This window comes from Streptomyces sp. NPDC006551 (assembly GCF_040611675.1).
GTDB lineage: Bacteria > Actinomycetota > Actinomycetes > Streptomycetales > Streptomycetaceae > Streptomyces.
Genome location: NZ_JBEXOT010000011.1, coordinates 148,367 through 169,835 on the forward strand (window position 1 = coordinate 148,367; position 21,469 = coordinate 169,835).

A 21,469-nucleotide genomic window follows, 5' to 3' on the forward strand; every position below is an offset into this window, starting at 1 on the left:
AAAAGCCTATCGCTCCCTCCCCCCGACCCGTCATGAGCCGTATGTGTACAAAAGAGGGGGTGGAAGTTTGACGTTATGGACAGCGACACATGTCCTCTTGGCAAAGCAGGGCGGCGCGGGGAGTGTGGACCGCGGGGACCACCGACCATCTGGGATCTGGGAGTCGTCATGGCGAAGATCTTGATCGTGACCGGAGACGCGGCGGAGTCGCTGGAGGTGATGTACCCCTACCAGCGACTGCTCGAGGAGGGGTACGAAGTCCACATCGCGGCGCCCGCGCGCAAGCGGCTGCGCTTCGTGGTGCACGACTTCGAGCCCGGCTACGACACGTACACCGAGAAGCCGGGCTACACCTGGCCCGCCGACCTGGCCTTCTCGGAGGTCGACCCGGGCGACTACCTGGCGGTGGTGATCCCGGGCGGCCGGGCGCCGGAGTACCTCCGCAACGACCCGGAACTGCGCAAGATCCTGAAGTCCTTCTTCGACGCGGACAAGCCGGTGGCCCAGATCTGCCACGGCCCGCTCCTGACCGCCGCGATCGGCGGCCTGGAGGGCCGCAGGGTGACGGCGTACCCCGCTCTGGAACTCGACATGCAGGCGGCGGGCGCCGGCTTCCAGGACACCGAGGCGGTCGTCGACGGCACCCTGGTCTCCTCACGCGCCTGGCCGGACCACCCGGCCTGGATGCGCGAGTTCCTCAAGATCCTGCGCGCCATGGCCTGACGCGCGCCCGCCGTCCTACACCAGCTCCTCCGCCACCGCGACCGCCTCCGCCAGCGAGTCCACCACCGGCACGCCCACCCGCTCGAGGCTGGCACGGCTGTGCGACCCCCCGGTGTACAGCACCGCCCGCGCCCCCACATGCGCCGCCGCCACCGCGTCGTCCGCCGCGTCCCCGATGACCACGATCCGCTCGGGGTCGACGCCCGGCAGCTCGGCGAGGTGCCGCACCATGTGCGCGGCCTTTCCCTCCGTCGACGCGCCGACCCGCCCGTCCACACGGACGAACCGCTCCTCGATCCCGTGCCGTCGCACCAGCGGTATCAGCTCGGCGTGCGGCGCCAGGGAGAGCAGCGACTGCGTGAACCCGGACGCCTGTCGCGCCGCGAGCAGCTCCGCCGCCCCCGCGGTCAGCGCGCAGGCCTCGGCGCGCTGCCAGTAGTGCTTGTGGAAGGCGCCGTCCATCAGCGCCCACTCCGCCTCGGTGGGCAGTCTCCCCATCAGCCGTTCGTAGAACTTCGGCACCGGCACGGTGTACAGATCCCGGTACCGCGCGAGCGTGATCTGCTCAAGACCGAACTCGGCGAAGGCCGCGTTCGTCGCCCCGATGACGGCCTGGATGTCGTCGAGCAGCGTGCCGTTCCAGTCCCAGACCAGATGCTTGCCGTGCCGCTTCGTCCCGTGCTTCCCCATGCCAAGACGGTACCGGCACGCTCCGGCGAAGACCTCTGCCGGGACCGTCCTCAGCCCAGCAGCCCCGGAATCTCCTGCACCCCGAACCAGAGCAGCTCGTGGTCCTCCGCCCCGTCCACCGTGAACCGCGCGTCGTCGTCGCCCTGGTCCGCCGCCCCCAGCGCGTCCGCGGCCGCAGAGACGTCCGCCTCCGCGTCGTCCGCGTCGGCGTGCACCGCCGCCGCCTTGGCGAGCGGTACGGCTCCGGCGATCCGGACCTCACCGAGGGAACTGGCGTCCAGGCCTCGGTCGGGGTCGACCACCGCGTCCTTGTCCGGCACGTCGACGGCGACGACGATGCGCCGCCGGGCGGCCGACGGGTCGCCCGCGAGCAGGCGCAGGGAGGCGGCCGCGGCCCGGCTGAGCGCCGCGTACTCGAGCTCCTCGATGTCGTCGGAGACGTACCACTCGCGCAGCGCTGGGGTGACGGCGTAGGCGGTCAGCGGGCCCGGGCCCAGCTCGCCCGCCTTGTGCGCCTGTGCGAGACCGGGGAGGGTCAGGGGGACGTACACGCGCATGGCTGGCCGCTTTCGTAGTCGGAAACGCCCCCAGGATACGTGCGGAGTACCCCTTCGGGGCTTCCGGGCCGCCGCCCCGCCGGTCATCCGAACGCATGCCCAGACCCGGCGTCCACAGGCCCGGAACCGCTCCGGCTCACTCTGATAGGTGAACCTCCGGGTCGGCACCCGGGCCGCGGCGGCCCCTTGCGAGGGCTCCGAGCAGCCCCGTACAAGATCCCCAACAGAAGTTACCGCCCGGTAGACCAGCGGGCGCGAGGGACGGGGACCCCATGGACAGCACCGCCACCACGACGACCCGCACACCGCGGACCACGCCCGCCGCCACCCGCTCGGCCGAGCGGGTGGCGAGCCCCGCGACAGGCGTGACCGTCAGCCCGCTCGGCGGCCCGACGGCCGGTCCCGGGGACCGCCCGGGGGCCTTCGCCGCAGCGACCACCCGCCCGCGTACCCCCCGTCCCCGTTCCGCTCCGCGCGGCCCGGCCGGAACCGGCCCCCGCGGCTCCGCCGGAACCCGCCCCGGAGTCCGCCCGACGGCCGGTCCCGGCACCGCGTCACGCGTCCCGGACGCGCCCCGCGCCCTGCCGCCGCACGCCGTCTTCGCCGAGCGCCTCCTCGCCGTCCTGAGCGGGGACCGGCCCGTCCACTGGATGCTGGGCCAGACCGTCGGCGAGGCGTACGAACAGCTCGTCCAGCTGGCCCCCGAGACGCCCCTGAGGTCCTACGGGACCCGGCCCGTACTGCGACGCTGCTCCGTTCACCAACCCCGCTCCGGCGCCGTCGAGGCGTTCGCGACCATCGCCACGGGCGAGCGCGTCAGGGCCATGGCGTTCCGCCTGGAGCGCGGCGCCGACGGTCGCTGGCGCTGCGCCGCCGTCGAGCTCGACGGCCTCCACGCGCGCGTGCCCGCGCAGGCGTCGCGTACGTGACCCACCGCGCACGACGAAGGGGCCGGCCACCTCACCAGGTGCCCGACCCCTTCCCGTACGGCTGTGCCGCCGGCCGCCGTTACTTCTTGCGGCGGCGGCCGCCGCTGCTCTTCTGCGCCTTGCGGCGCTCCGCCCGCGTCATCCCGTCGCCCGAGGAAACGGCGCCGTCGGCGATGAAGTCGCCCTCGACGACCGAGCCGTCGCCGTCCACCTTCGGCGCGGAGAAGTGCAGCCGGTCCGGTCGCTGCGGGGCGTCGAGCCCCTTGGCGCGGATCTCCGGACGACCGGCACCCGCCGGCACCGCGTCCTGCTTGTCCAGCGAGGTCTTCGCGGCCGCGTCCTGCACCGGGACCTCCTCGACCTGCTGCTCGACCTGGACCTCCAGGTTGAACAGATAGCCGACGGACTCCTCCTTGATGCCCTCCATCATCGCGGTGAACATGTCGAAGCCCTCGCGCTGGTACTCGACCAGCGGGTCCTTCTGCGCCATCGCGCGCAGGCCGATGCCCTCCTGGAGGTAGTCCATCTCGTAGAGGTGCTCGCGCCACTTGCGGTCGAGCACCGAGAGGACCACGCGGCGCTCCAGCTCGCGCATGATGTCCGAGCCGAGCGACTTCTCACGGGCGTCGTACTGCTCGTGGATGTCGTCCTTGACGGACTCGGCGATGAACTCGGCGGTGATGCCCGCGCGGTCGCCGGCCGCCTCCTCCAGCTCCTCGACGGTGACCTTGATCGGGTACAGCTGCTTGAACGCGGTCCACAGCCGGTCGAGGTCCCACTCCTCCGCGAAGCCCTCGGCCGTCTCCTGGCGGATGTAGTCGTCGATCGTGTCGTCCATGAAGTGGCGGATCTGCTCGTGCAGGTCCTCGCCCTCCAGGACGCGGCGACGCTCGCCGTAGATGACCTCGCGCTGCCGGTTGAGCACCTCGTCGTACTTCAGGACGTTCTTACGCGTCTCGAAGTTCTGGGTCTCGACCTGGGACTGGGCGGAGGCGATCGCGCGCGTGACCATCTTGTTCTCGATCGGCACGTCGTCGGGCACATTGGCCATGGCCATGACCCGCTCGACCATCTGGGCCTTGAACAGGCGCATCAGGTCGTCGCCGAGGGAGAGGTAGAAGCGGGACTCGCCCGGGTCGCCCTGACGGCCGGAACGGCCGCGCAGCTGGTTGTCGATCCGGCGGGACTCGTGGCGCTCGGTGCCCAGGACGTACAGGCCGCCGAGCGACTTGACCTCCTCGAACTCCGCCTTCACGGCGAGCTCGGCGCGCTCCAGGGCGGCGGGGAGGGCCGCGGCCCACTCCTCGACGTGCTCGACCGGGTCGAGGCCGGCCTGGCGCAGCTCGGCCTCGGCGAGGTCGTCCGGGTTGCCGCCCAGCTTGATGTCGGTGCCTCGGCCGGCCATGTTCGTGGCGACCGTGACGGCTCCCTTGCGGCCGGCCTGGGCGACGATCGTCGCCTCACGGTCGTGCTGCTTGGCGTTGAGCACCTCGTGCTGGATGCCCCGCTTGGAGAGCTGCTGGGAGAGGTACTCGGACTTCTCGACCGACGTCGTACCGACGAGGATCGGCTGGCCCTTCTCGTGCTTCTCCGCGATGTCGTCGACGACGGCGGCGAATTTGGCGACCTCGGTGCGGTAGATCAGGTCCGACTGGTCCTTGCGGATCATCGGCCGGTTCGTCGGGATCGGGACGACACCGAGCTTGTAGATCTGGTGGAACTCCGCGGCCTCGGTCATGGCCGTACCGGTCATGCCGGAGAGCTTGTCGTAGAGGCGGAAGAAGTTCTGCAGGGTGATCGTGGCGAGGGTCTGGTTCTCGTCCTTGATGTCCACCCCCTCCTTCGCCTCGATCGCCTGGTGCATGCCCTCGTTGTAGCGGCGGCCGGCGAGGATACGGCCGGTGTGCTCGTCGACGATCATGACTTCGCCGTCCATGACGACGTAGTCCTTGTCCTTCTTGAACAGTTCCTTGGCCTTGATGGCGTTGTTCAGGTAACCGACGAGCGGGGTGTTCACCGACTCGTACAGGTTGTCGATGCCCAGCCAGTCCTCGACCTTGGCGACACCGGACTCGTGGATGCCGACGGTGCGCTTCTTCTCGTCGACCTCGTAGTCGCCGGTCTCCTCGATGCCCTTGAGCTGATTGCCGGGCTCACCCCTGGTGAGGCGGGTGACCAGCTTGGCGAAGTCGCCGTACCACTTCGTGGCCTGGTCGGCAGGGCCGGAGATGATCAGCGGCGTGCGGGCCTCGTCGACCAGGATCGAGTCGACCTCGTCGACACAGGCGAAGTTGTGGCCGCGCTGGACGAGCTCGTCCTTGGACCACGCCATGTTGTCGCGCAGATAGTCGAAGCCGAACTCGTTGTTCGTGCCGTACGTGATGTCGCAGGCGTACTGCTCGCGGCGCTGGGCCGGCGTCATGTTGGCCAGGATGCAGCCGACGGTGAGGCCGAGGAACTTGTGCACCCGGCCCATGAGCTCGGAGTCGCGCTCGGCCAGGTAGTCGTTCACCGTGATCAGGTGGACGCCCTTGCCGGACAGCGCGTTCAGGTACGCCGGGAGCGTGCCGACGAGGGTCTTGCCCTCACCGGTCTTCATCTCGGCCACATAGCCGAGGTGCAGGGCGGCGCCGCCCATCAGCTGGACGTCGTAGTGGCGCTGACCGAGGACGCGCTTGGCGGCCTCGCGGACGGTCGCGAAGGCCTCGGGAAGCAGGTCGTCGAGGCTCTCACCGTCGGCGTACCGCTGCTTGTACTCCTCGGTGAGCCCCCGCAACTCGGCGTCGGAGAGGTTGACGAAGTCCTCTTCGATGGAGTTGACCTGGTCCGCGATGCGGTGCAGTTTGCGCAGGATCTTGCCTTCGCCTGCACGCATGAGCTTGTTGAAGACGGACACTGAGGCTGGTCTCCTTGCCGGTCGGGCCTGGCACTGGGTCTTGTCATGACTCGGGCGCGGGCACGGCAGGTGGTCCCCACCGCAACGGCCATCGTAAGCGAGACCGCCGCCGCGCCGGGAGGCCCGCAGTGCCCGGAGGGTTCACCGCCGCCCGGAAAGACAACGCCCCAGACGCTCGGAAGGTGCCGCGGGCTCCGAAAAGTGTTCGCACACCGGCGGCCGCATCACCACAATCCCGTCATGGAACCCATCACGCTGACCACCGAACGTCTGAGACTGCGCCCCTTCGTCCCGGAGGACGCGGAGGCGGTCTTCACCGCCTGCCAGGACCCCGACATCCAGCGCTGGACGACGGTGCCCTCGCCGTACACCCGCGAGGACGCCGCGTACTTCCTCGAGCGGCTCGTGCCGGACGGGTGGCGCGACGGCGTGGAGTACACCTTCGCCGTCGAGCCCCGGGACGGCGGGCCGCTGATCGCCGCGACCGGCCTGCACGACCGCGGTCCGGGCGTCCGGGAGGTCGGTTTCTGGGCCGCCAAGGAGCACCGCGCCCGGGGTTACGTGACGGAGGCCGTCGGCGCGCTGTCCCGGTGGGCCTTCACCGAGGGCGGCTGCCACCGAGTGGTGTGGCGGGCGGAGGTCGGCAACACGGGCTCGCGCACGGTCGCCGAGCGGAGCGGTTTCCGGATGGAGGGTGTCCAGCGCGCCGGGCTCACCCACCAGGGCACGCTCCGCGACTGCTGGGTCGCCTCGCTGCTCCCCTCCGACCTCGGCCTGCCGGGGCCGCTGCCGTATCTGCCCGCCGAGGACGCCGACCACGGTGTCAGTGCCGGCCTCTAGGGTGCGGACCATGACGACTGTGCCGCCGCCCGCTGTCGAACTGTCCGCCGACCAAGCCCGCCGGATCGCCCTGCGCGCCCAGGGTTTCCTGGGCGCGCCCGACCGCCGGGGCGGGGTGCGGGGCGTGCTGCGCCATCTCGGCCAGGTCCAGCTCGACACGATCTCGGTCCTGGCGCGTTCGCACGAGCTCATCCCGTACGCGCGCCTGGGCGCGGTGGGCCGTAGGACGGTGGAGGAGGCGTACTGGACCCAGACGCACGCCTTCGAGTACTGGTCGCACGCGGCCTGCATCCTGCCCGTCGAGGAGTGGCCGCTGTTCGCCTTCCGCCGCCGCGCCTACCGCGATCGTCCGCAGTGGCACCACGAGCTGTCGGACGGTGCGTACGACGCGGTGATCAAGCAGCTGCGGGCCGAGGGCCCGCAGACCGCGACCGAACTGGGCGGCGCGAAGAACAAGGGCGAGTGGTGGGACTGGTCCGAGTCGAAGGTCGCCGTCGAGCGGGCGCTGATGTACGGCGAGGTGGTCTGCACCGAACGACGCGGCTGGAAGCGGGTCTACGACCTGGCCGAGCGGGCGATCCCGGACGCGCTCCTCCACGACGACCTCGACGACACCGAGTGCCTGCGGCGGCTGGTGCGGCAGGCGGGAGAGGCGCTGGGCGTGGGCACGCGCGCGGACATCGCCGACTACCACCGGATCAAGGGCGAGGCGTTCGACGCCGTGGTGGAGGCCTCCGGGCTCGTACCGGTCACGGTGGCGGGCTGGGCCAAGCCGGCCTGGGCCGATCCGGCCGCCCTGGCCACCGAACCGCGTGGCCGGCACCGTACGACGCTGCTGTCACCGTTCGACTCGCTGATCTGGGAGCGGGCCCGCACAGAGCGGATCTTCGGCTTCACCCACCGGCTGGAGGCGTACGTACCGAAGCAGAAGCGGGTGCACGGCTACTTCGCCATGCCGCTGCTGTCGGGCGGCAGGCTCCTCGGCCGGGTCGACCCGGCGCGCGAGGGCAGGACGCTGGTGGCCAAGCAGGTGTCCCTGGACTCCCCGAAGGCGGTCGAACCGATGGCCCGGGCGCTGCGTGAGGCGGCCGAGTGGGTGGGCTGCGACAGCGTACGGATCGAGCGGACCGACCGCCCGGAACTCACCGCGCGGCTCACCGCCGCCCTCACCTGATTTCGAGGATCTTCTCCCGCATCGCGTAGACGACCGCTTCCATCCTGGAGTGCAGCTGGAGCTTCTCCAGGATGTTGCGGACGTGGTTCTTCACGGTGTTCTCGGAGATGAACAATTCCTTGGCGATGTCGCGGTTGTTCATTCCGGTCGCCACGAGCTTGAGAACCTCCAGCTCGCGGTCGGTCAGCCGGGGCGCGGGCAGCAGCCTGCGTTCGTCCGTCCGCTGGATCATCGACTTGAACTCGGTGAGGAGTTTCGACGCCATCGAGGGGCTGATCTGCGACTGGCCGTCGGCGACCGCGCGAATCGCGGTGGCGACCTCGTCGGTGGAGATCTCCTTCAGGAGATATCCGGTCGCGCCCGCCTTGATCGCGTCGTAGAGATCGGCCTCCTCGTCGCTGATCGTCAGCATGATGATCTTCGCGCTGGGGGCCACCTCCTTGATGGAGGTGCAGGCCTCGATCCCGCCGCGCTTGGGCATGCGCACATCCATCAGCACGATGTCCGGCAGCAGATCCGCGGCCTTGTCGACGGCCTCGGCCCCGTCACCCGCCTCGCCGACGACCTGGATGTCCTCCTCCTGGGCGAGGACGATCTCCAGTCCGCGACGGAAAAGGGCGTGGTCATCCACCACGAGGACCCGGATCGGCTCCTTGCGGGACTCCCCGCTGGCCGAATCCGATCCCTCCGGGGTGGCCGCGCGATCGGGCTCCCGCCCGCTGTGCACCGGCCCGAAGCTGTCCGCCATCGTTCCTCCCCCTGAAGGCCGTGGCCTGAAGTCGTGTTCGGTCCTCCAACCGCTGCTCAACGAGCACCGGTTGGCGTGCACGCCATGATTTCATGCCCGGGCGTCGGCGCGGTGATCCCGTGGTCGCACGGGGGTGCCCCTGGGGGCGCACAGGGCGCTCCAGGGGCACCAGGACGGACATGTGTGGTGCGCCGGGGGCCGCGGTCAGCCGCCGAGGGCACCACCGGCGCCGCCGCCCTCGGCGAGCGGGTCGCTCTCCAGGTGGATGACGCCGTAGTCGTACGCGTGTCGCCGGTAGACGACGCTCGGCTGCTTGTTGTCGGAGTCGACGAACAGATAGAAGTCGTGCCCGACCAGCTCCATCTCGTAGAGCGCCTGGTCGAGGGTCATGGGTGCGGCCCTGTGCGTCTTCTCGCGTACCACCAGCGGGCCTTCGCCCTGCACTTCGAGCGAGCCGATCATCCTGGTGGGCACCGCGCCGGACTCCTCGCCGACCGGCTCTCCGCTTCCGTTGAGCCGTGCGACACCCGGCACCACGTCGGCGACCTCGGCCGCCGAGATCCTGCCGCTGCCACGGCGGGTGTGCCGCTTGTCGTGCTGCTTGCGCAGTCGCGCCTCCAGCTTGTCGCTGGCGAGGTCGAGCGCTGCGTACGGGTCGCCTGCTGCCGCTTCCGCCCGGATCACCGGGCCTCGGGAGTGAAGGGTGATCTCCACGCGGTCGGACCGGTCGGCCTGCCGCGGGTTCAGCTCCTTGGACACCTCGACGTCGAGGCTGATCACCTTGCCGTCGAGCTTCTGGATCTTCTCCAGCTTCAGCTTCTCGGCCACGTGCTTGCGGAACCGCTCGGGCACCTCGGTCTTGCGGCCCTTGACGACGATGTCCACGCAGAACTCCGTTCCCGGATCGCCCAGACCGGCTCCTCGGCCGCTGGGCCTCTCCCTTTGCACCAGACTCCGGTGTTCACCGGAGTCTCGGACTTGGCGACTTTCACCTCCTCCTCCCCAGCGGGGAAGGTCTCCACCCCACCAAGCGGAGGTTAATTCGCCCTGAACTCCTGTCCTCCAGGCGCACCCGTGCAATCGGTGAGGCATGGCATTCGCCATTCCTCACAACCGAACATAGCTCGTTCGGACGGGTGTCGGCACCCGCTGCCGCCACTTACCTCCGTTCGGGTGTTTCCACCTCTCACCACCTGCAACGATGCAACTTCCCCGTCAGTTCCGGTTTATTTCGAACGACGAGGGAGAACATGCGACTACCGCAGCCACCGGCTGTACGAATCGGGTTTCCGCCCCGCCGTCGCCTAATCCTGGAATGAACGGCCGGTGTACGGCACGCAGTGCCCGCGCCGCCTCGGCCAGCGAGGCACCCGTGGTCATCAGATCGTCCACCAGCACCACCCGACCCCGCTCCGTCAGCCGCGCGCCACCGGACACGACCTCGAGCGCTCCGGCCAGATTGGCGAGCCGTCCACGGGCGCCCAGGCCCGCCTGGTCGGCCACCTCCCGGCGCTGGCGGAGCAGCGGAATCACCCGGGCGGCCCGACCCGAACGGCGCAGCCTCCCCGCGGCGGCCAGCGCGATCCGCCGCGTCGGGTCGTGTCCACGTGCCCGCACCGACCGCCGCGACGAGGGCACCGGTACAAGGAGAAGGGGGCCAGCCCTAGGGGCGTCCCAGGGCCCGGCAGCGGCCTCCACGGCGTCGGCCAGCGCGTCGCCCAGGGGTCCGGCGAGGAAGAGCGCGCCGCGCTCCTTGTGGGCGAGAAGCACGGACCGTACGGCATCGGCGTACGGCGCCGCCGCATGCACCACCGGCAGTCCCGCCGGCTCGGGAGCGGGCCGGACCCGGCGCGGCCCGGGACCCGTCAACTCCGCGCGGCACGGCGGGCACAGCTCGCTGCGGGGCCTGCCGCAGCCTCCGCAGGCGACCGGCAGCACCAGCCCGGCGATCTCGCGCCACCACCCCCGCATGGCTCCACTGTCCTCCTGCCGGCCCGCCCCGGCCACCCCTGTGGACAACGGGCGCCGAGCGCTTCGGCAGGGGGCGGGGAGCGCCGGGGCGGAAAGGGCCGGTCCGGCCCTGATCCGCCGGACGAGCCCTAGCCCGGATAGACCGGCGCGGAGCCCGTCACATCGGCCAACCGCTGCCAGTTCGCGCCCGGCACGAGCCGCACGATGCCGTCGTTGCCCGAGTCGGCCACCACGGGGGCCCTGTCGTCGTGAGGTGCGGCGACCGCCGTGACGCCGTTGAGGCCCGGCAGCAGCGAGGAGGCGGAGGTCGCGCCGTCCGTCTGGATGTAGCGCACCTGCTGCACGCCGCCGGCCTCCTTGCCGACCACGACCAGCCGGCTCGGCCCTGCCCAGGACACGGCCGTGACCGCCTCCATGTGCGGCGCCACGGGCTGCAGCGCGTCGACCGAGATGGCCGGCCGGGCCCCGCCGCCGTCCCGCTCCACGCGCCCGATCTTCAGGGTGGTGCCCCCGTCCTCCGCCTTGAGCAGCAACGCGATCCGTACACCGTCCGCGGAGACCCGCAGGGACTCGACACGGTCGCCGTCCGCCAGCCAGGGCGCACGGACCTCCACGGCCTCTCCCTCGCCGTCCGGGACCATCCACAGACGCGGCCTCACCGGATCGCGGTCCGCCACCCACAGGTCGCCCCGGCCGTCCCAACTCGGCGCCGACAGCCGGTCCTCGGGCCGAGCGGCGTCGCTCCGCACCAGAGCGGGCCGCAGCTCGTGGTCGGAGAGGATCGACGCCACCCGCAGCTCGTGGCCGTCCTTGCCGACGCCGGCCGCCCGGCGCTCGTCGCGGTCGACGGCGACCGACCGCAGCGGCATCGCCCCCCTGCCGAACGGGCCCAGCGTCCCGTCCTGCTCCTCATTGGCCTTGTCGCCCACCGGCACGGCCATCAGCTTGCCGGTCTCGTCGACGTAGAACGGGTTCTCCGCCCGGCCCGAGTCCCGCACCGGCGCGAATTCCAGCGCCGCCTGCTTGCCCATGGAGCACAGCCGCCCGCCGTCCGACCCGCGCTGCAGCTCGACCTGCTCCACCCGTACGGAGGTCAGGTCGCCGAGCGTCAGCAGCAGCTGCGCCGCCATCCGCCGGCACACCGCCCCGCCCACATGGTCGGCCTTGGAGTTCAGCGGCACCTTCAGCGTGGACTGGTCGTCCGTCGACAGCGTCGTGACGCCGTCCTTCAGCGCCGTCCCGGAGGGGAAACTCGAATCGACGGCCGGCTTCAGCCAGTTCGTCGGCCCCGCGAGCAGCGCCTTCACGGTCTGCGTCACCGGATCCATCCGGGTGACCGGGTCCTGCCGCTGCCGGATGTAGACCGGGTCGGCGACGAGCCAGTCCTCGCCGGACGCGAAGTAGTACGTGTCGACGGAGCGGTAGTTGCGCTGGAAGTCGGCCTCGCTGAGCACCAGGCCCGGCGGGAGGCTGTCGATGCGCCACTCGCTGCCCTTGCCGTCGGCGGTGGGCTGCTGCACGACATGGATCGAGTCCCGGAAGTCGGTGGGACCGACCGGCTTGTAGGCGTGCCGGCCGTCGACGGTCGCGATCTGCCGGCCCTTGATGGGGTAGGACCGTCCCGGTGCCCCCGGGTCGGTGGGCCGGTCCGCCTGGCCGCGGTCCGGCGCCGTGGTGAGCACGGTGATCCTCTGCTCCGGCTTCCAGGCCCGCGCCGCCTGCTTGGTCAGATAGGTCCGCGCGGTGGCGAAGCCCGGGTCGTCACTCGTCATGGCCTCAAGGAAGCCGTCGACGATCTCGACCGGATCCGCGTTCTCCCGTGGCTGCACGGCGTACACCCGCACCTGCGAGTCACCCGGGTTGGACGCCTTCACCGGGCGTACGTCACCGCTGTCCGGCATCGACGCGCACCCGGCCATCAACAGCGCCCCCGCGAGCACGGCCCCCGCCCGCACGGCACGCTCGCGCCCGGAGCGCCCGGGCCCGGCGGCCGGAGCGCCCGCGCCGGGCGCCGTCTCGGCGGGTTCCGGGCGGTGGCCCGCCGGCCACGCGCGCGTCCCGTCGGTCTTCCGTCCCCGCCCCGGGTGCTGTCCTCGAGAGTCAGCGCCCACGTGTTCCGTCCTCCCCCTCGGCGTTCGTCGACGCCATCGCCTCATCGCTGTCGGCCTCGGTCGCCGCCCGGGGGACCACTCGGGCCCCGCTGCCGGGCAGCGCCGTCGGGTCCGCGGACGCCCGCGGGGCCATCGGCATCCGCGGCGGGACGGGCAGGTTCGGATGGTGACCGGCCGGCTGTGTCGGCACCGAGGTCAGACGCGACCCGTTCTCCCGCGCCTGCCCGGCCGCGGCCTGTTCGCGGTTGCGCCGCGAGTCCTCCGGCTCCAAGGGGATCGGAGAACCGCGCAGCGGCTCGTCCGCCGTGCGCGGCAGGGTCAGCCGGAACTGCGAGCCGCCACCCGGCTCACCCCACGCCTGCAGCCAGCCGCCGTGCAGCCGGGCGTCCTCCACCGCGATGGACAGGCCCAGGCCCGTGCCTCCGGTGGTACGCGCCCGTGCCGGGTCGGCCCGCCAGAACCGGTTGAAGACCCGGGTCGCCTCGCCCGGCTTGAGCCCCACCCCGTAGTCCCGTACCGCGATCGCGACCGCGCCGCCCGCCGAGGCGAGCTTGACGATCACGTCGCGGCCCTCGCCGTGCTCCACGGCGTTGACGACCAGGTTGCGCAGCACGCGCTCGACCCGCCGGGCGTCCGCCTCGGCCACGACCGGCTGGTCGTCGCCGACGACCACGATCCGGCCGCCCTTGCGCTCGACGAGCGGCTCGGCGCCGCCGATCACCCGCCGTACGACCTGCCGCAGGTCTATCGGCTCGGCCTCCAGCGCCGCCGCACCCGCGTCGAAGCGGCTGATCTCCAGCAGATCGGAGAGGAGCGACTCGAAGCGGTCGAGCTGGTCGCCGAGCAGCTCGGCGGAGCGTGCGGTGACCGGGTCGAAGTCGGCGCGCGCCTCATGGATGACATCGGCCGCCATCCGCACTGTCGTCAGCGGTGTGCGCAGCTCGTGCGAGACGTCCGAGACGAACCGCCGCTGCATCCGGGAGAGCTCCTCCAGCTGCTGGATCTTGAGCTGGAGGTTCTGCGCCATCTTGTTGAAGGCTTCACCGAGCCGGGCGATGTCGTCCTCGCCGGTGACCTTCATCCGCTCCTGGAGCCGGCCGGCCGAGAGCCGCTCGACGATCCCGGCCGCCATCCGCACCGGGGTGACGATCTGGCGCACCACCAGCCAGGCGATGGCGCCGAGCAGCACCACGACGAACAGCCCGGCGGTCGCCAGCGTGCCCTTGACCAGGGAGAGGGAGTCCTCCTCCTGGGCCAGCGGGAAGAGGTAGTAGAGCTCGTACTGCGTGCCCTCGGCGTCATTGAGCCGCTTGCCGACCACGAGGCCGGGCTCGGAGGCCTTGCCGTTGGTGTAGTGGATCCGGGTGTACGTCTGGAAGGTGCCGGTCCCCTGGGCCACGGAGTGCCGCAGGTCGGCGGGGATGCTCGTGACGGGGTCGACCTCACCGGAGGCACGGGCGCCGCGGCTCGCGGTCCCCTCGGGCCGCTCCAGGGAGAGCGCCACCACGTTGTAAGCACTCTGGCCACCGCTGGCGAGCTGTTCGACGAGTGTGGAACGCCAGGTCACCGACGCCCCGGCCCGACCGCCGTTCTGGCCGCCCGGCCCGCTCGGCGTGGTCGCGGCCTTGTCCTGGGCGGCGGAGAACCCTCCCGCGGCCTGGCTCTGAGCAGCCTTCTCCTTGGCGTCGAGCAGACCGTTACGTACCTGGCCGATGACGACCAGGCCGAGGAGCAGCACCACACCGAGCGACATCAGCAGGGTGCCCGCGACCACGCGCAGCTGGATGTTCCGCCGCCACAGCCGTACGGCGGGCAGCAGCGGGCGCCGCACCCAGCGCGCGAAGAGCCGGAGCACCGGTCCGCCCGGCGCCCCGCCCTGGAGCAGACGGCCGAATCGCGAGCCCCCCCGCCCCGGTCCGGCAGTCCGCCCCGACTGGACTCCCGGCTCGCCGGGCTTCGGAGCAGTACTGCCTGCGCTCATGTCAGCTCGGTCCCGCCTTGTAACCGACGCCGCGGACGGTCACCACGATCTCGGGGCGCTCGGGGTCCTTCTCGACCTTCGAGCGCAGCCTCTGCACGTGTACGTTCACCAGCCGGGTGTCGGCCGCGTGCCGGTAGCCCCAGACCTGCTCCAGCAGGACCTCACGGGTGAAGACCTGCCACGGCTTGCGGGCCAGCGCGACGAGCAGGTCGAACTCGAGCGGCGTCAGGGCGATGGACTGCCCGTCCCGCTTCACCGAGTGACCGGCGACGTCGATGACCAGGTCACCGATGGAGAGCTGCTCCGGCGCGGGCTCCTCGGACCGCCGCAGCCGCGCCCGGATACGGGCGACGAGCTCCTTCGGCTTGAACGGCTTCACGATGTAGTCGTCGGCCCCGGACTCGAGACCCACCACCACGTCGACGGTGTCGCTCTTGGCCGTCAGCATGACGATGGGTACACCGGACTCGGCCCTGATGAGCCGGCACACCTCGATGCCGTCCCTCCCGGGCAGCATCAGGTCCAGCAGCACCAGGTCGGGCTTGGCCTCACGGAACGCGGCAAGCGCCTTGTCACCGTCCGCCACGAACGACGGCTCGAACCCTTCACCCCGCAGCACGATGCCGAGCATCTCGGCAAGTGCGGTGTCGTCGTCGACGACAAGAACGCGTCCCTTCATATCGACATCATCCCATTTCCGTATCAGTCTCGAGGCGGCTGGTGAGATACCTCACTGACCAGCGATGACGTCCGTGATCGTCCACCGGTGGCTGCCCCTGTCCGTGGGTGTTGATGTCAGACATGGATGTCACCCCCGTAGCCCCCGTAGCCGCCCTGAACCGTACCCCGAGCAGCCCTGTATGGCCCATGGAGCGGATCGGACTGCTCGTCGGGACGCACAGGGGCACGACGATCGGCTGAAGTCTCCACGACGTCAGGAACCGCGGTACGCCGAAGACGGTGACGGGCGCGTTCGCCGAACCCGTCTCAACGCCCTCGCGAGCCCGCCGCACCTCCGGGTGGTGGTCCGGAGCGATCGTCCCCGCCCCGCCCGGTCGCCGCTGCGGTTTGTGCCCACTGATCGGCATCCGCCCAGTCTGCCCCCCTGAACTCCCACAATGAAGGTGAGAAGGAGATACGGGCCCCCGCCCACGGGCGGGCCCCGCGTGGCACGATGGCTCCCGGCCCGCCACCCGAACAGGCAGGCGGCCGCTGTGACCGAGCCGGCTCGCCGAACCGGCCCCGCGACCATTCCTCGAGGTGGACGACCGTGAACGACACTCCGGGCTGGGCCTCGCCCGGGTCTGCTTCCTCCGACGGCCAGGACGGTTCCGGGTCCGCCCGGCCTTCCGAACCCGGCGATGCGAACGGTTCCGCCCCCCAGTGGTCCAAGGAGCAGCCGCCCGCAGGGCAGTGGTCTCCGCCGACCGCCCCGGGGCCCGGTCAGGCCCCGACGCCTTCCCCCGGTCCCGGATGGGGCGGCCCGGTACAGCACGGCAACTGGGGAAAGCCGCCGGCCGCCAAGCCAGGTGTGATCCCGCTGCGCCCCCTGGGCATGGGCGAGATCCTCGACGGCGCGGTGTCGACCCTGCGCGGTTACTGGCGCACGGTCCTGGCCGTCACTGTCACGGTCGCGGTGATCTCGCAGGTCGTCGACATCCTCGTCCAGCGCTATCTCGTCCCCACCCCGCCGGAGCTCAACCCGGAGGCGACCCCGGCCGAAGCCATGGCCGAACTCGGCGAGTTCATGCAGGTGACCCTGCTCAGCTCGGCCCCGTCGATCCTCATCGTGCTGATGGCCACCCTGGTCAGTGCCGCGCTCCTCACCGTCGTCATCAGCCGCGCGGTCCTGGGGCGGCCGGTGACGGTCGGTGCCGCCTGGCACGAAGCCAGGCCCCGGTTGCTTCAGCTGCTCGGTCTGACGCTGCTGCTCGCGCTGATGAGCCCGGTCATCATCGCCGTGTGCCTGCTGCCCGGCCTCCTGATCGGTGACGCCGCCGGCGTCGGTCTGGCCGTCCTCGGCGGTCTGGCCGGTTTCGTCGTCGCTGTCTGGCTGATGGTTCGCTTCAGCCTGTCCTCTCCCGCGCTGATGCTGGAGCGGCAGGGCGTCATCCCGTCGATGAAGCGCTCGGCCAAGCTGGTCAAGGGCTCCTGGTGGCGGATCTTCGGCATCACGGTGCTCACCCAGCTGCTGCTGTTGATGCTTTCGCTGATCATCGTGGTGCCGTTCACCGCTCTCGCCCTCTTCGCCGACGGCACCAGCATGGCCGACATGGTCTCCGACACGGCCCCGGAGTTCGGATGGGGTTACCTGATCGTCATGGGCATCGGTGGAGTGATCACCAGCGCGATCACCTACCCGATCTCCGCCGGCGTGACCGTCCTCCTCTACGTGGACCAGCGCATTCGCCGCGAGGCGCTGGACCTCGAACTCGCCCGCGCCGCCGGTCTCCCCGGCTACGGCCCCACGCCGGGCGACCCGTCCTCCGGGAGCTGACAGCGTGAGGGCCACGGGGGGCACGATCACGGCGGGACCGCCGATCCGCGACGACGTACCGGTGGAGACCCCCCGCGTCCCCGCCCGCGAGGCGGCGGAGCGAGAACTGTCCAAGCCGATGTACCACGAGAACGACCCCAATCTGCTCCAACGCGGTCTCGACCGCTTCTGGGAGTGGGTCGGCAGCATCTTCGACGCGGCCTCCGCCGCCGCCCCCGGCGGGCTGCTGGGCCTCCTCGTGATCTTCCTGGTCGTGCTCGCCGTGATCGGAGCCCTGTGGTGGCGGCTCGGCACCCCGCGGCGGACGCCGACCACCGGTGACTCCCTGTTCGCGGAAGGTCCCCGCACTGCCGCCGAGCACCGCGCGGCCGCCGCCCGGCACGCCTCCGCGGGCCGCTGGAACCAGGCCGTCCAGGAACGGATGCGGGCCATCGTCCGCTCCCTGGAAGAGCGCACCGTGCTCGACCCGCGTCCCGGTCGCACCGCCGACGAGGCAGCCGCCGAGGCGGGCCGCTCCCTGCCCGCCCACGCGGACGAACTCCGCTCCGCCGCCCGTACCTTCGACGACGTCACATACGGCGGCCGCACGGCCGACGAGGCCGCATACCGCCGCGTCGAGGAGCTGGACGTGTCCCTGGAGCGGACCAAGCCCGCGCTCGACCTCTCTTCCCCGGGAACGCCCGCATGAGCCGGCAGCGCACCAGCCCCACCTCGACCTCGCTGGCTCCCCGTCAGGTCTGGACCCGCACCCGCGGGGTGCTCCTCGTCCTGGGCCTGATCCTGATCGGCGGCATCGTCGTCGCGACGATGCGCTCCACCGACCACCACGGCCGTCTCGATCCGCGTGCCGCCGATCCGAACGGCAGCCGGGCGGTCGCCGAGATCCTCAAGGCGCAGGGCATCACCCTTCAGATCGCCACCACCCTCGACGAGGTCACCGCCGCGGCCGGCGCGGACACCACCGTTCTGGTCACCACCCCGGATCTGCTGACCGGCCCTCAGCAGTCCACGCTGTACGGGGCCATGAACGCCTCTGGCGGCCGCACCGTTCTCCTCGGGGCCGGCGATGCCTCCGTCGGCACCCTCGCCCCCGGGGTCAGCTCCGCCACCAGCACCCCGGTGGCCGCCCGCGAGCCCCGGTGTTCCCTGCCGGCCGCCGTCCGCGCCGGCAGTGTCGACATCGGCGGCGAGCGGTACGTCACCGCCCTCGACGGTGCCGAGACCTGCTACCCCGCCGACGGCCGACCGTCCCTGATCGCCTTCAAGAACCCCGGGGGCGGCGACACCGTTCTCGTCGGCTCCCCGGACATCTTCTACAACGACCGCCTCGACCAGCAGGGCAACGCCTCGCTCGCTCTGCAACTCCTCGGCTCGCGCCCTCATCTCGTCTGGTACCTCCCTTCCCTCACGGATGCTTCCGCCACCCAGGGCGACCCTGACGGCACGTCCGATGACAGCGCCGCCGACGGCTTTCTCGCCCTCGTCCCTTCGGGCTGGCTGTGGGGCACGCTCCAACTCGCCGTCGCCGCCCTCCTCGCCGCCTTCTGGCGCGGCCGCCGTCTCGGCCCGCTGGTGACCGAACGACTCCCGGTCGCCATCCGCGCCTCCGAAGCCACGGAGGGCCGCGCCCGCCTCTACCGCAAGGCGAACGCCCGCGACCGCGCGGCATCCGTCCTGCGCACCGCGACCCGTAGCCGGATCGCCCCACTCCTCGGCGTCGCCGCACAGGACGCCCACTCCCCCGAGACCCTGCTCCCCGCGCTCTCCGCCCGTCTCCCCGAGACCGCCCGAGACCCCAGGGACCTTCTCTTCGGCCCGGCTCCCGCCGACGACGCCGCCCTCATCCGCCTGGCGGACCACCTCGACGCCCTCGAAAGAGAGGTACGCACTTCATGAGCGCCCCGACCCCCGAGACCCCTACGAACTCGGACAGCGCCCGCGCCTCCCTGGAGGCCCTGCGCACCGAGATCGCGAAGGCCGTGGTCGGCCAGGACCCCGCCGTCACCGGGCTGGTCGTCGCGCTGCTGTGCCGGGGCCATGTCCTGCTCGAAGGAGTCCCCGGCGTCGCCAAGACCCTTCTGGTCCGCGCGCTCGCCGCCGCTCTCGAACTGGACACCAAGCGCGTGCAGTTCACCCCCGATCTGATGCCGAGCGACGTCACCGGCTCACTCGTCTACGACGCCCGTACCGCCGAGTTCTCCTTCCAGCCGGGTCCGGTCTTCACCAACCTGCTGCTCGCCGACGAGATCAACCGCACGCCCCCGAAGACCCAGTCCTCGCTCCTGGAGGCGATGGAGGAGCGCCAGGTCACCGTCGACGGCACCCCCCGCCCGCTGCCCGATCCGTTTTTGGTCGCCGCGACCCAGAACCCGGTCGAGTACGAGGGCACCTACCCCCTCCCCGAGGCCCAGCTCGACCGCTTCCTGCTCAAGCTGACGGTGCCGCTGCCCTCCCGCGAGGACGAGATCAGCGTCCTGACCCGGCATGCCGACGGTTTCAACCCCCGCGACCTCCAGGCGGCGGGCGTCCGCCCGGTCGCCGGTCCCGCCGAGCTCGAAGCCGCCCGCGCCGCCGTCGCCAAGACCTCGGTCTCCCCCGAGATCGCCGGTTATGTCGTCGATATCTGTCGTGCCACGCGTGAATCCCCCTCGCTCACCCTCGGTGTCTCCCCCCGAGGTGCCACCGCCCTGCTCTCCACCGCCCGCGCCTGGGCCTGGCTCACCGGCCGGGACTACGTCACCCCGGACGATGTGAAGGCCCTCGCTCTGCCCACCCTGCGTCATCGCATCCAGCTGCGGCCCGAGGCCGAGATGGAGGGAGTCACCGCAGACTCCGTCATCAACTCGATCCTCGCCCACGTCCCCGTACCCCGCTGAGAACGGCGCCCCATGGCCCTCACCGGACGAACCGCACTGCTCGCCGCCATCGGATCGCTCCCCGTCGGCATCCTCGCCCCCAGCTGGACGGGGATGCTCGCGGTGAACGCGCCCCTCTCACTCGCAATTCTGTGCGACTACGCGATGGCCGCGCCAGTGCGAACGCTGCGATTCACTCGAAGCGGTGACACGTCAGTTCGATTGGGTGACGAGGTGGAAGTCCAGCTCACCGTCACCAACCCCTCGCGCCGCCGACTGCGCGCCCAGCTCCGTGACGCCTGGCCGCCCAGCAGTTGGCTCCCCGGCACCGAGCAGACCGCGTCCCGCAAGAAGCTCACGGTCCCCGCCGGTGAACGCCGCCGCGTCACCACGGCTCTGCATCCCACCCGGCGCGGCGACCGCCAGGCGGAGCGCGTCACGGTCCGCTCCTACGGCCCCCTCGGTCTGGCCGCCCGGCAGGGCAGTCACCAGGTGCCCTGGACGATCCGCGTCCTGCCGCCGTTCACGAGCCGGAAGCATCTGCCGTCACGACTGGCCCGCCTGCGCGAACTCGACGGCCGCACGAGCGTCCTCACCCGCGGCGAGGGAACCGAGTTCGACAGTCTCCGCGAGTACGTCCCCGGGGACGACACCCGGTCGATCGATTGGCGTGCAACGGCCCGCCAGACGACGGTCGCCGTGCGCACCTGGCGCCCGGAACGCGACCGGCACATCCTGATCGTCCTCGACACCGGCCGCACCTCCGCCGGCCGTGTCGGGGACGTCCCGCGCCTCGACGCCGCGATGGACGCCGCCTTGCTCCTCACCGCGCTGGCCTCCCGTGCGGGAGACCGCGTCGATCTCCTGGCGTACGACCGCCGCCTTCGCGCCCAGGTGCAGGGCCGGTCGGCGGGCGATGTCCTGCCGGCCATGGTCAACGCCTTGGCTCCTTTGGAGCCCGAGCTCGTGGAGACGGATGCGCGCGGGCTCGCCGCCACGGCACTGGCCCGGGCGCCCCGCCGCTCGCTCCTCGTCCTGCTCACCAGCCTGGACACGGCGCCGATCGAGGAGGGTCTCCTCCCCGTCCTCCCTCAGCTCACCCAGCGCCACACGGTCCTGGTGGCCTCTGTCGCCGACCCGCACACAGCCCGCATGACAGCGTCGCGCGGCACGATCGACGGCGTCTACGAGGCCGCCGCCGCGACGCAGGCCCAGGCCCAGCGTCGCCGCACGGCGGAACAGCTCCAGCGCCACGGCGTCACCGTCGTCGACGCGACCCCGGACGATCTCGCACCGGCCCTGGCGGACGCGTATCTCGCTCTGAAGGCCGCCGGCCGTCTTTGATGCGTGGGTGTGGGCTCCTTGAGGGGAGTCCACACACCGACCGATGTGTACCTTCGTGTTCCGTACCCTGAACGCAGAAAAGCCCCGCACCAGAAGGTGCGGGGCTTTCCCACAATGATTGTTCGGCGGCGTCCTACTCTCCCACAGGGTCCC

Annotated in this window: 18 protein-coding genes; 9 read left to right on the forward strand and 9 right to left on the reverse strand. The window is 71.3% G+C overall.

All coding sequences use genetic code 11. The features are described from left to right. The first annotated feature begins 168 nt into the window (after nt 1-168). Complete coding sequence (locus tag ABZY12_RS14320) at nt 169-723, forward strand: DJ-1/PfpI family protein (RefSeq protein WP_356889881.1); 555 nt, start codon at nt 169-171, stop codon at nt 721-723. A gap of 15 nt (nt 724-738) precedes the next feature. On the opposite strand, the gene ABZY12_RS14325 is transcribed toward ABZY12_RS14320, so the two are convergent. Both ABZY12_RS14325 and ABZY12_RS14330 read right to left on the reverse strand, forming a co-directional pair. After that, nucleotides 739-1,413 carry an HAD family hydrolase gene (locus ABZY12_RS14325; RefSeq protein ID WP_356889883.1) on the reverse strand — a complete coding sequence of 225 codons (675 nt, stop codon included), beginning with the start codon at nt 1,411-1,413 and terminating at the stop codon, nt 739-741. 50 nt (nt 1,414-1,463) lie between these two features. After that, on the reverse strand, nt 1,464-1,970 hold the full coding sequence (locus ABZY12_RS14330) for a hypothetical protein (protein ID WP_356889885.1): 507 nt from the start codon (nt 1,968-1,970) through the stop codon (nt 1,464-1,466). A 581-nt stretch (nt 1,971-2,551) separates the two neighbouring features. Between ABZY12_RS14330 and ABZY12_RS14335 the strand changes: the two genes are divergently transcribed. Beyond that, entirely contained in the window at nt 2,552-2,899 is a 348-nt protein-coding gene (locus ABZY12_RS14335; protein WP_356889935.1) for an Rv3235 family protein, read from the forward strand. 79 nt (nt 2,900-2,978) lie between these two features. Here ABZY12_RS14335 and secA read toward each other — a convergent pair whose 3' ends face one another. Further along, nucleotides 2,979-5,795: a preprotein translocase subunit SecA gene (gene secA / locus ABZY12_RS14340; protein ID WP_356889887.1), complete on the reverse strand. Its 2,817-nt coding sequence runs from the start codon at nt 5,793-5,795 to the stop codon at nt 2,979-2,981. A 240-nt stretch (nt 5,796-6,035) separates the two neighbouring features. Here secA and ABZY12_RS14345 point away from each other — a divergent pair, with 240 nt between their 5' ends. Beyond that, nucleotides 6,036-6,635: a GNAT family N-acetyltransferase gene (locus tag ABZY12_RS14345; protein ID WP_356889889.1), complete on the forward strand. Its 600-nt coding sequence runs from the start codon at nt 6,036-6,038 to the stop codon at nt 6,633-6,635. 10 nt (nt 6,636-6,645) lie between these two features. Then, entirely contained in the window at nt 6,646-7,809 is a 1,164-nt protein-coding gene (locus tag ABZY12_RS14350; protein ID WP_356889891.1) for a crosslink repair DNA glycosylase YcaQ family protein, read from the forward strand. On the opposite strand, the gene ABZY12_RS14355 is transcribed toward ABZY12_RS14350, so the two are convergent. The 6 genes from ABZY12_RS14355 to mtrA form a co-directional block, all read right to left on the reverse strand. Next, a complete protein-coding gene (locus tag ABZY12_RS14355; RefSeq protein WP_356889893.1) occupies nt 7,802-8,557 on the reverse strand; it encodes a response regulator transcription factor in 756 nt (251 codons plus the stop codon). The two genes, ABZY12_RS14350 and ABZY12_RS14355, sit on opposite strands and share 8 nt — an antisense overlap. Before the next feature lie 204 nt (nt 8,558-8,761). Next, the gene (gene raiA, locus ABZY12_RS14360; protein ID WP_356889895.1) at nt 8,762-9,442 is read right to left on the reverse strand and encodes a ribosome-associated translation inhibitor RaiA; all 681 of its coding nucleotides are present in this window, start codon (nt 9,440-9,442) and stop codon (nt 8,762-8,764) included. 330 nt (nt 9,443-9,772) lie between these two features. Further along, nucleotides 9,773-10,528 (reverse strand): ComF family protein, encoded by a 756-nt coding sequence (locus tag ABZY12_RS14365; RefSeq protein WP_356889897.1) that lies wholly within the window; start codon nt 10,526-10,528, stop codon nt 9,773-9,775. 128 nt (nt 10,529-10,656) lie between these two features. Further along, the gene (locus ABZY12_RS14370; protein WP_356889937.1) at nt 10,657-12,447 is read right to left on the reverse strand and encodes an LpqB family beta-propeller domain-containing protein; all 1,791 of its coding nucleotides are present in this window, start codon (nt 12,445-12,447) and stop codon (nt 10,657-10,659) included. Between the two features lie 181 nt (nt 12,448-12,628). Then, entirely contained in the window at nt 12,629-14,620 is a 1,992-nt protein-coding gene (mtrB, locus tag ABZY12_RS14375; protein ID WP_356889899.1) for an MtrAB system histidine kinase MtrB, read from the reverse strand. A 1-nt stretch (nt 14,621) separates the two neighbouring features. Next, nucleotides 14,622-15,299 (reverse strand): two-component system response regulator MtrA, encoded by a 678-nt coding sequence (gene mtrA / locus ABZY12_RS14380; RefSeq protein WP_356889901.1) that lies wholly within the window; start codon nt 15,297-15,299, stop codon nt 14,622-14,624. A gap of 591 nt (nt 15,300-15,890) precedes the next feature. Between mtrA and ABZY12_RS14385 the strand changes: the two genes are divergently transcribed. Genes ABZY12_RS14385 through ABZY12_RS14405 form a run of 5 tightly spaced genes read left to right on the forward strand, consistent with a single transcriptional unit; the run spans nt 15,891 to nt 21,316 of the window. Beyond that, the gene (locus ABZY12_RS14385) at nt 15,891-17,117 is read left to right on the forward strand and encodes a hypothetical protein (protein WP_356889903.1); all 1,227 of its coding nucleotides are present in this window, start codon (nt 15,891-15,893) and stop codon (nt 17,115-17,117) included. A gap of 4 nt (nt 17,118-17,121) precedes the next feature. Then, complete coding sequence (locus tag ABZY12_RS14390) at nt 17,122-17,805, forward strand: DUF4129 domain-containing protein (protein ID WP_356889905.1); 684 nt, start codon at nt 17,122-17,124, stop codon at nt 17,803-17,805. Beyond that, a complete protein-coding gene (locus ABZY12_RS14395) occupies nt 17,802-19,013 on the forward strand; it encodes a DUF4350 domain-containing protein (RefSeq protein WP_356889907.1) in 1,212 nt (403 codons plus the stop codon). The genes ABZY12_RS14390 and ABZY12_RS14395 overlap by 4 nt, the downstream gene beginning before the upstream one ends. After that, a complete protein-coding gene (locus tag ABZY12_RS14400; RefSeq protein WP_356889909.1) occupies nt 19,010-19,993 on the forward strand; it encodes a MoxR family ATPase in 984 nt (327 codons plus the stop codon). Before ABZY12_RS14395 ends, ABZY12_RS14400 begins: the two co-directional genes overlap by 4 nt. A gap of 12 nt (nt 19,994-20,005) precedes the next feature. Continuing rightward, on the forward strand, nt 20,006-21,316 hold the full coding sequence (locus tag ABZY12_RS14405) for a DUF58 domain-containing protein (protein ID WP_356889911.1): 1,311 nt from the start codon (nt 20,006-20,008) through the stop codon (nt 21,314-21,316). Nucleotides 21,317-21,469 lie beyond the last annotated feature (153 nt).